This window comes from Streptomyces sp. NPDC057271 (assembly GCF_042668715.1).
GTDB lineage: Bacteria > Actinomycetota > Actinomycetes > Streptomycetales > Streptomycetaceae > Streptomyces.
This window is the reverse complement of the sequence record NZ_JBHUYJ010000170.1, coordinates 1-9,905: the sequence shown is the minus strand read 5'-3', so window position 1 is coordinate 9,905 and position 9,905 is coordinate 1. Positions and strand designations below refer to the sequence as shown.

3 protein-coding genes and 5 pseudogenes are annotated in these 9,905 nt (G+C 65.6%); 5 read left to right on the top strand and 3 right to left on the bottom strand.

Features of this window, described 5'->3' with window-relative positions; all coding sequences use genetic code 11:
* Positions 1–548: 548 nt before the first annotated feature.
* The 5 genes and pseudogenes from ACFUJR_RS37660 to ACFUJR_RS37640 form a co-directional block, all read left to right on the top strand.
* A complete protein-coding gene (locus tag ACFUJR_RS37660) occupies positions 549–1,403 on the top strand; it encodes a tetratricopeptide repeat protein (protein WP_383451212.1) in 855 nt (284 codons plus the stop codon).
* On the top strand, positions 1,400–2,668 hold the full coding sequence (locus tag ACFUJR_RS37655; protein ID WP_383179315.1) for an MFS transporter: 1,269 nt from the start codon (positions 1,400–1,402) through the stop codon (positions 2,666–2,668). The genes ACFUJR_RS37660 and ACFUJR_RS37655 overlap by 4 nt, the downstream gene beginning before the upstream one ends.
* Before the next feature lie 272 nt (positions 2,669–2,940).
* Positions 2,941–3,545, top strand: a pseudogene (locus ACFUJR_RS37650) (transposase); the annotation flags it as partial.
* 340 nt (positions 3,546–3,885) lie between these two features.
* A pseudogene (locus tag ACFUJR_RS37645) lies at positions 3,886–5,262 on the top strand (IS1380 family transposase).
* Positions 5,263–5,493: 231 nt separating this feature from the next.
* Positions 5,494–5,938 (top strand): annotated as a pseudogene (locus tag ACFUJR_RS37640) (transposase); the annotation flags it as partial.
* 19 nt (positions 5,939–5,957) lie between these two features.
* Here the strand turns inward: ACFUJR_RS37640 and ACFUJR_RS37635 are convergent.
* The 3 genes and pseudogenes from ACFUJR_RS37635 to ACFUJR_RS37625 all read right to left on the bottom strand — a co-directional run.
* A pseudogene (locus ACFUJR_RS37635) lies at positions 5,958–6,337 on the bottom strand (transposase family protein); the annotation flags it as partial.
* 126 nt (positions 6,338–6,463) lie between these two features.
* Positions 6,464–7,021 (bottom strand): annotated as a pseudogene (locus tag ACFUJR_RS37630) (IS5/IS1182 family transposase); the annotation flags it as partial.
* Between the two features lie 194 nt (positions 7,022–7,215).
* On the bottom strand, positions 7,216–8,736 hold the full coding sequence (locus tag ACFUJR_RS37625) for a hypothetical protein (RefSeq protein WP_383179318.1): 1,521 nt from the start codon (positions 8,734–8,736) through the stop codon (positions 7,216–7,218).
* Positions 8,737–9,905 lie beyond the last annotated feature (1,169 nt).

Sequence of the window (9,905 nt, the reverse complement as noted above, 5' to 3'; positions counted from 1 at the left end):
CATCACCCGCAGCCGCCTCGGACGCCTCACCCGCCAAGGCTTCCTCACCCAACCCGGACGAGGCCGCTACCAGAAACGGACTTAACGTCCACTGAAAGCAATGTGCCAGAGCGTTTGAAGACGCCACTGGCAACCTCGGACGTGTGGCCGAGCGCACTGCCCGGCCACCGATTGTGAGTTGCCCTTCTCATCTTGCGGGAGGTGAACATGGACGCGGAAGGCATCAACTTCAACCACGCGGAGATCGTGCGCTGAGCGTACGCACCGGGGCCGTCCGACTGGCGCGCCGCTTGGCGGTCCCGGTGAAATGAGCAGACTGAGTGGTTGGACCGTGCTCTGGCATGCGGTCCAACCACTCAGTAGACGGCATCGCCCGTAGACAGTTCTACTGGCCCCTCCACGGAAGGTCTTGCATGATCGCATGCGGGACATCAGATCCACTGCGCTACGTCGACAGTCGGCCCTATCTCCACAGGCTGCTTTCGCTGGCCCGTGCCGCGCGAGAGAGGGGCGACCGGTCGACTGCCGAGCGGCTGCTCCGCTCCGCCTTGACCGGAGACGCACTCGCCCCCGCACCGGCCCCCGTCGTCGTCGTGGCGCTCATGGACGCACGGCATGACCTCGGGGTCCTCCTCCAGGAGCTCGGCCGGTACGCCGAGTCCGTGAAGACGTTGAAGCGCGGGACGGAACTGGCTCGCCAACAGTTCGGTAGTGGTCATTTCCTCTACGGAAAGATGGCCAACGCCCTCGCAGTCACGTTGAAGTACCGCGGGGACTACGCGGAGGCCGCCGCGTGGTACCGGGTGGCGCGGCCGATCTTCGAAGCCGAACGCGGCACCAGGAGTGACGCGATGGCCTCGCTCCTGCACAACCTGGGCGGTCTCGCCCACGCCACGGGACGTTCCGCCGAGGGAATCATCCACGCGAGGGAGTCCTGCAGGATCCGCGAGAGCCTGCACGGCCCCGATCACCCCGATCTTGCCGCGGACCTGGCCAATCTGGGCGGTCTGCTGTTCGCGACCGGCGACCTCGCTGAGGCGCGTCGTACCTTCACCGCCGCCTTGCGGATCTACCGCGACTGCGATCCCCCACGGCCGACAGAAGTCGCGGTCAACCTCAACAATCTTGCCGCGGTGGCGGACGAGTCCGGACATAGCAGGCAAGCCGAAGACCTCTACCAAGAGGCGCTGGTGCTCAAACGTACCCTGTGGGGGGACAACCATCCCGACACTCAGCTGACCCGCTACAACTTGGCGGTTCTCTGGGCAGCCGACGGAAGAAGGGCTGAGGCGCGCGAGGTGCTGCGCGATGTTGTCGCCGTTCTGAAGGGGACGGTCACGGAGGAGCACCTGCTGCTGCGGCGGGCCCGCGAGCGCCTCATGCTGCTGGAGTCCAGCTCGTGACCACACGCCTCGCATTCGACCGGAAGTATGCGCTGCTCCAGTTCCTGGAGTGGCTTCCGGGTGGGCTGATGTTTCCGTCCCTGGTCGTGCTCTTGGCAGCACGCGATATGTCCGCCGCCCAGATCGGGCTACTGCTCGCGCTCGCCGGTATGTCCTCCGCCGTATTCGAAATACCTGCTGGGGCGCTTGCGGACATGGTGGGGCGCAAACCTGTCGTACTCGCCGCCTCCTGCGCCAAGGCTGTGGGATTGTTGGTACTCGCGCTTGCCAGCGCCTACGCCGTCCTGGCCGCAGCTCTCCTCCTTCTCGGCTTCGCTCGTGCCGCTCACTCGGGTGCCACCGAAGCCTGGTACGTGAACAGTCTGCCCCGCTTCAACGGCGATGCAGGCCCTGCGCCTGGCCTCGCTCGTGGCCAAGCGTGCAGGAGAGCGGCGATCGGCATCGGAGCGCTGACCGGAGGACTGGTGCCTCTGGGTGTCGACAGCCGCCTCGGCGGACTAGGCGGCGGAGCGGTCATTCCGCTCTCCCTGCCGCTGCTCCTGGGGGCGATGACAGCGTTCACACACGGCTGCGTCGTCTACGTGCTGATGGGCGAACAGGGTGGGCGGCAACAGACGAAGGAGCCACACACCAGCCTCCGGAACCTCGCCGTGGACGGGCGCGACCTGCTGAAGGATCGTGCGGTCACCGCGCTACTTGTGACGTTCGCCGGAGTGGGAGCTGCGGCAGGGGTGCTTGAGGTCATGTGGCCGATGCAGGCGGCCAGAGCGCTGCCGAGCGCCGAGGCCTCAGCTGCCGCGTTCTGCTTCACCCTCGTTGCGGCATTTCTCCTGAGCGCTCTGTGCGCTCGTTCGGCTCCGTGGCTGGCTGGCCGGATCGGGGAGCGTATGTTGATGAGGACGGCGATTCTGCTGGCTGTGACCAGCGTGGCGGCCATGGCCTTCGGCACGCACCCGGTGGCGATGGCCATCGCGTACATCGGGTTCCAAGTGGCTGTCGCCGTTCAACAACCGACAGTTGCGGCCTGCTTCCACGGCCTGGTGCGGTCCCGGTCGCGCGGCACGGCGCTGTCGATTGCCTCATTGGCAGCGGCGATGGGCGGGGCCCTGGGAAGTTCACTCGCAGCATGGGGAAACCCTAGCCGCACCACGCCGCTCTGGCTCGTCTCGGCCACGATGCTGCTGCTCTCACAACTTCCCAGGTTGCGCGCGGCGAGCTTCTCGGCCCCCACGCCGCGGAGAGATCTGTCAGACGAGCCGGTGTAGGTGGGCGGTTGGGGATACTGACGACTGCGAGAGGGTGGCCGTCGAAGGTGAGATCAAAAGCGTTCGGTGCCGTCTTCCAGTGTGGTCCAGCACCTGGAGGATCGAGTCCTGGCTGACGGAACGTAACGGAAACCGCGGAGCAATGCTCAGAACCTGTGGATCGGCCCGGGGACGGGGTGCCTCGTGGGATGCGGAGGGCGTACCTTCCCGGGTGATCGACTCATGGTCACCGAGTAGGCCCGCGTTCGGGCGCGAGCTGGGAAGACACGCCCGTGCTGAGTGTAGTTACTGAAGACGGCACCACCGAGACCGGCGTCTTTCTGGTCGACGAGATCGTCCGTGAGGCGCGAGGCGGATGCTGGCCGGCGCCCTAGTACTCCAGCCGGATTGACAAGCGAGGTCGGCGGCTGGTGGTCCGCAACGGCCGTCACGTCCGAAGGCGGTGACCACCGCTGCCGGGCCTGTGAAGGTCGAGGCCTCGCGGGTCAACGGGAAGCGAATCGATGAGACGGATGAGCGCGAGCGGTTCGCCTCGAAGATCCTCACGCCTTGGTGTCGGAGGTCCCCGAAGGTCAGCGAGGTCCTGCCGCTGCTCTACCTCCACGGCCTGTCGTCGGGCGACTTTGCGCCCGCGCTCGAGCAGTTCCTAGGCGGCCCGGCCGGACTGTCGCCGACGACGGGGACCCGGCTGACGAAGCAGTGGACCACCAAGCACGCTGCGTTCCAGGCTCGTGACTTGGCCGAATCCGACTACGTGTACGTGTGAGCCGACGGTATCCATCCCGGGATCCGTCTGTCCCGGATGCATTCCTGCCTGCTGGTCTTGATGGGTATCCGCGTGGACGGCAGCAAGGAATTGATCGCGATCGCCTCGGGCTGACGGGAGTCCAGCGAGTCCTGAGTGGACCTGCTGCGGGACTGCCGCCGGCGCGGCAACGCGCGGTGGTCTAGCTGACAACCGCGGCCCGGGCGGGCACGCGTACCCCGCCGTGGCCGAGCAACCTTGCCTCGGCCGCCACCGCCAGAGCCGCTGCCACTCGTTCAGATGGGGGCAGCAACGCCGCAAAACAACAGCCGAGTTGAGACAGCATCTCACCTCGCGCTTTCACGTGGTGGGGCGTCCGAGGCTTGATCAAATAAGCGGAGAGTGCTCCTGACCTGCAACGATGGGACTTGTCGAGGGTCCTGTTGGTTGCATGGGAAGAAGCACTCTCCAGGTGAAGAAGCGTATCGGGTCGTACCCGCGTGTCCGCATCGAGGGCGGCGGCCGGGCGGTGGTCTCGCAGGCCGGGAGCGTGCTGCTGGTCGAGACCGTCCGCAAGGTCGGCCTGGACACCGCGATATCAGCGGCGCTGACGCCGTGGCGGAAGGCCCGGGCGGTGCACGATCCGGGCAAGATTCTGCTGGACGTGGCCCTGGCGGTCGCGCTGGGCGGGGACTGCCTCGCGGATGTCGGCATGCTGCGGGCCGAGCCCGCGGTGTTCGGGGCGATCGCCTCCGACCCGACGGTCTCCCGCCTGATCGACTCCCTCGCCGCCTCGAGGGAGAGGGCCTTGCGGGCCATCCGCTCCGCGCGGGTCGAAGTCCGGCAGCATGTCTGGCGGTTGGCCGGCGGGAAAGCGCCCGATGCGGGCGGGTCGGTGACCGTCGATCTGGACGGGGTGCTGGTGGTCGCGCACTCGGACAAGGAGGACGCGGCCCCGACCTGGAAGCGGACCTACGGTCACCACCCGTTGATGGGGTTCGTCGACCACGGACCGGGCGGCACCGGTGAGCCGGTCGCGGCCTTGCTCAGGCCCGGGAACGCGGGGTCCAACACTGCGGCCGACCACATCACCGCCACCCGCATGGCCCTGGCCCAGCTGCCGGCGAAATACCGGCGCGGACGTCAGACCCTGATCCGCACCGACTCCGCGGGCGGCACCCACGACTTCGTCGCCTGGCTCGCTCAGCGGGGACGGTGGCTGTCCTACTCGGTCGGCATGGTGATCACCGACGCGATTCACCAGCACGTTCTTCAGGTCCCGACATCGGCCTGGACGCCGGCCGTCGAGGCGGACGGCGAGATCCGGGACGGGGCCTGGGTCACCGAACTCACCGGCGATGTCCTCGACGGCTGGCCCAACGGCATGCGGCTGATCGTCCGGAAGGAACGGCCGCACCCCGGAGCCCAGTTGAGGCTCATGGACGCGGACGGCATGAGGCTGACCTGCTTCGCCACCAACACCTCGGGCCAGCCGATCGCCGAGCTCGAGCTTCGTCACCGACTGCGGGCGAGGGCCGAGGACCGCATCCGGGCCGCCCGCTCCACCGGCCTGCGCAACCTGCCCCTGCACCGCACTGCCCAGAACCGGATCTGACTGGAGATCGTCCAGCTCGCACTCGACCTGCTGGCCTGGATGCCGATGCTCGCGCTGACCGGCAAACCCCGCCTCTGGGAGCCCCGACGCCTGCGGCTCCGCCTGTTCACCGCAGCCGGGCAGCTCGCGACCACAGGCCGTCGGCGGATCCTCCGCCTGGCCCGGCAATGGCCCTGGACCAGCCACATCACCGCCGCCCTCGACCGGCTCGCACTCCTGCCGAACCCCGGATGACCAGCGGATTCCCCGTCCCTACGACAGCAGCTCAACACCCGGAGCAGTGGAACCCGGCGCCACCCCGAGACGACACTCGGGCCCTCGGCCTGCCCAGCCTCAGCCCACTGCACGAAACGGTCCACCGGCTTCGTCGGCGGACCGTCACGAAACGTCGAGGCTCATCCGTGATCGCCATACCAGACCAACGAACCGCTGACCGCGAAGCAACAGGTTGATTCTTGACGGCTTCACAAAACCCGCAACGTCATGAACGCGCTGCCCAAGTCCGCGTAGCACAGGGCGAAGAAGGCGCTGCGGGAGATCCATTACGCCGAGGAGGCGGTCACAACGTTCGAGAAGACGAACAGCGAGAAGTGGCCCAAGGCCGTCAAGAAGATCACCAGCGAGGTGGACGAGCTGCTGGTGCTCCTACGGCTTCCTGGCAGAGCACTGGATCCATCTGCGGACGACGAATCCGATCGAGTCGACCTTCAGCACGGTCAGACTGCGGGCCAAGGTCACCCACGGCGCGGGCAGTCCGGCCGCCGCCCTCGCGATGGTCTTCAAACTCGTCGAGTCCGCCCGGGCACGCTTGCGAGCGGTCATCGCACCCCACCTCGTCGCCCTCGCCCGAGCCGGCGCCCGCTTCGAAAACGGTCACCTCGCCCAGCAAGACGACACCCTCGCAGCGTGAACCCCATCAGCCGATCACCCTGCACGTTCACGCCGTGGCGTCGGTGTTTGTGGGGGTAGTCGGTCCGGCCGTCGCCGACCCGGTCGCATTCGGCGAGGGTGCCGTCGAGCAGGGCGAAGTCGGGTTCGTGGTCGCGCAGCGTGTTGAGCAGGCCCGGTGCTCGTTCGGCGAGCAGGTCGACGACCGCGGGGTGTAGGCGTGGGCGGTGGACTCGCTGATCCCGAACCCGGCGGCGATCTTCGCCAGAGTGGTGTGTTCGCGCAGGTACACCAGTGCCACCATCGCGCGCTGTGACGGGCGGAGCTTGCACCGGCGATCGCCCTCACGGGTGACGATCAGCATGGTGACCCACTCCACGAGCGCATGCGGCAGGTCGAGTGCGGCAGGATGCATGACCAACGAAGCCCCCGAGCAACGTGATTGAGACGTCAGACATCTCGATCAACAGCCCGGGGGCCTCGCTCGTTGCGCTTCACGGGACATCACCCACCGGTGGCCAACTCGAAGAAGCTCAATGAGCCGGTTTCATCCTGAACCTGTGCAGGTCAGCAGGGTGTGGACGGATTGGACTGTCATGCCGACACGGCGGGTGGAACAACGCGCTCGTCGCAGCAGCCGCCCCGTCTTGAGTTGAGCGAAGACGCGTTCACCGAAGGCTCGGAGTCGGGCGAGTCGCAGTTGAACCGCTGGTAGTGGGCCGGTTGTTCGCCGTGGTGGTAGTGCGGGGCGCGGAGGATAGCGCCGGCACCTTGGTGGGCGCGGTCCGCGCGAACGAGGATATGCCGGGTGCGGCAGGCTTGGACTATGCCGTGGGCGCGGTCCGCGGTCAGGTCGTCGGTGCGGGCAGGCGTCGCGCCACGACCTGGACGTTCATGCCGTGCTCGCGGTGCCCATGGGAGTGGTACGGCTCGCCTGCGGCGATGCGGTCGATAGGGACGAGAGTGCCGTCGACGATAACGAAGTCTCTTTGGCCGAAGCCGACGAAGGTCTCCTGCAGGCCGGCTCCCAGGAGGTCAGGACCTCGAGGGTCTCATCCGCGTACCGCCAGGCGGTTGCGGTGGAGATAACGAAGCCCCCGGGCAGCGCGATTGAGACGTCACACATCTCCATCAACAGCCCGGGAGCCTCGCTTGTTGCGCGTCGTGGACCGTCACCTGATCGGTGGCCAACTCAAAGGGGTTCAATACCCTCGCGCTGACTCGCCGCCCCATGACGCCTCTGTCTGCATCGTTTCGAGACGGCCAGCGCCCCGAAAACAGACATGGCTGCGGGCAAGGTCAGAGGTGACTCCGAACCACCATGACGGCATCCGCGCTTAGCCTCGTCGACATTTCATCTCTATCATGGGACAGGATGAGCGAGTATCTGTCTTGGGAGTCCATATACGCCGAAGTCACCAGCGGTATCCAGCCGCTGTGCTGAGTTTGGTCGATACGCCATGTTTCTCTCTGTTGTCCTCCCTTGAAGTCATAGGTCGCGCTGGGGTCCTGGTCGTCAGCCGCGGCAGGGATGTGCACCCAGACGTCGTACACGCCTGCTCCGCCGAGGACAGCGGGAAGCCCCTTGTTCAGATCCCAGGTGACAGACGGCTTCTTACTGTAGGGGGGAGGGTTCGAGCGCATGGCCCCGCCGTTGACGCAGTCTGCGCACACGACGTCCGTCCACTCCCCGACCGTGTCCGCCTGCTCCGCGTCCAGCAGGCCGCTGTAAAGGAGGGTGTTGAGGAACATGACGTTGCGGTCGCTGAACCGACTCTGCTCGTGCGCAGAAGACCAAGCCGTCCAGAACTCGTCGATCGTCTTCGGCTCCGCCTCACGGACCACACTGATCACTTCCCCGATCGCGTAGTGAACCTGATCGGTGAAGCCGTTCCTCTTCTCGTCGGGCGTGTCGTCCACCAGGTCCCAGAGTGCACCGGCCACCCTGCCTTCGACCGCCCCGCCGGCCTTGCACTGGCCGCAATCCTCCAGATCCACGACATTGCCATCACTATGGGTGTGAACGGAAGTCTTCTCCGCCGCGAGCGCGATGAATTGGGCCCACCCTTCACCCCAGGCACATTTCTCGCTGGATACCTCGGTCAGATAGTGAGGGTTGCAGTTTTCATAATAGTCGAAGAAGTCTATTCCGTACAGGTCGTGCAGGAAGCTGTGCCCGACTTCATGCTCCGTCGTCGAGCTATTCACGACCGTCTCATCCAACGTCACGAGTCCCGTGAGTGGCCGATAGTGACTCTCCCCTTCATTTGAGAGCACTATTTCGATGTCACCGATCCCGCTGGAATCACCCACTACCTGCCTGACGTTCTGTGCGCCGCGGTAGGCGAATGCAGCGGGCTCAGAACTGTGAAATCTGTCAGAGGTGCGATCGAAGAACGTACCCAGCGGCACCGTGGCAGCCAGAGCCTCCTCGGGAGATGTGTCGTCCCGGACAACGATCGAGACATCCTCGTTCTTCGGGAAGATCTTGAGCCACAGGTGGGTGGGAGTGCAGGCGTATGACCGTAGATAGATGACAGCGGATGGTGCGCAGCCCTCCCACTCAGTGCCGTCCGGCAACTGGTACTTCTGTGGATAAATGAAGTCCAGGCTGTACGCACCGTTCTCATCGAGGTATCCGGCGACTGGATTTCCAGTCCCGCCGACTCCATCAAGCACCGGACGCACAGCCGTCTCGCTGCCCACGCCGTTCTTCCCCAGGTACCAGAGCTCGTACCGGGCCCCCGAGAGCGGGCGCGGCTCTTCCGGCCCCGGCGGCTCCTCTGTGAAGACACTGCCCGTGACGTGCACCTCGGGCAAGGGCTCAGGGTCCGGGCTGGGATCTGGTTCGGGGGTGCAATTGAATGGCAGGCTGACAGCCTGCAGCTCGCCAGCCTGGCCCGGATTCTCGACGTCGTACCAGCCCGCGTAAGTTAGGTTTCCACCCCCTGAGGGCACGCAGACAGTCACTCGGATACCTCCCGAGTAATAGAACGCGTAACCCTTGCCACCGCCTATAAGACCCCCGCAGCCGTCCACCCACGTGTGACGTACTGACCCGTTCATCCAATTGAATTGGCCATAGCTACCGCCACATCCGGGCAGCTCCGGAGCGTCCGGTGGAGGGGCCGGCGGGTACTGAGGATCCGTCTCAGCGGTACCCACCTCCGAATCGCCACTCTGGGCCGAAGCAGTACCACCCAACAGACCCAGGAACAGCGTTGCCACGGAGAGAAACACCACGCATCGCAAGCGCAAGAGTACTTCTCGCATACAGAACCTTTCAAGATACTTCAGAAGTCGCCCGGGGTAAGTCGACGGTTACACGGCATAATCACATCCGGTAACGCTCCAACCCACGACAACCTTGAAGGTATCCATCTCGGCTTCCACTGCGCTGATACAGACCTTGCATCCGGAGTCGGTGCAGTCGTATGACGTCCGCTGCCTACTGTAACCAGCAGAGTCCGGAGGGGGGCGAGCGGCCGGCTGGCGTTACGCCGAAGATCGGCGGCGATCCCGCTTTCGCCAGCGAGGTGAAGGGCTCCGCGACACGGCTGACCGAACGCCGGAATTCTTCGCCATGACGGACGCTCTCAGTGGCTCGGAGTCCTGCCTTCGTGCCTGTACAGCGGGAAGAACACCCCTACGGGAACCCTGATCAACCCGCACCCTCCAAGGTCGGTTGTAATTCACTTTCATACCCGGCCAACCCCGCCTCATTGAGCGACTCTGTCGGGGATCTTGGAGTTCTCGGGACGAGGGCTGTTGGCGCTTGGAACACTTCGGACGGCCCTGCGTAGTTCCGTCCTCCTGAGGTGATCAGTGTCCGTTCGTCCCCGGTCCGGTGCGGTAGTTCCCGAGCTCACAGCCCAGATGGCGCGGGCCAGTAACCCCAGCGGCACCACGGCGATGTGGATACGTGATCACCTCGACGGACTCTGGAACGACAGGGACTTCGCCTCCTGGGACCCGCGCGATGGCCGCCC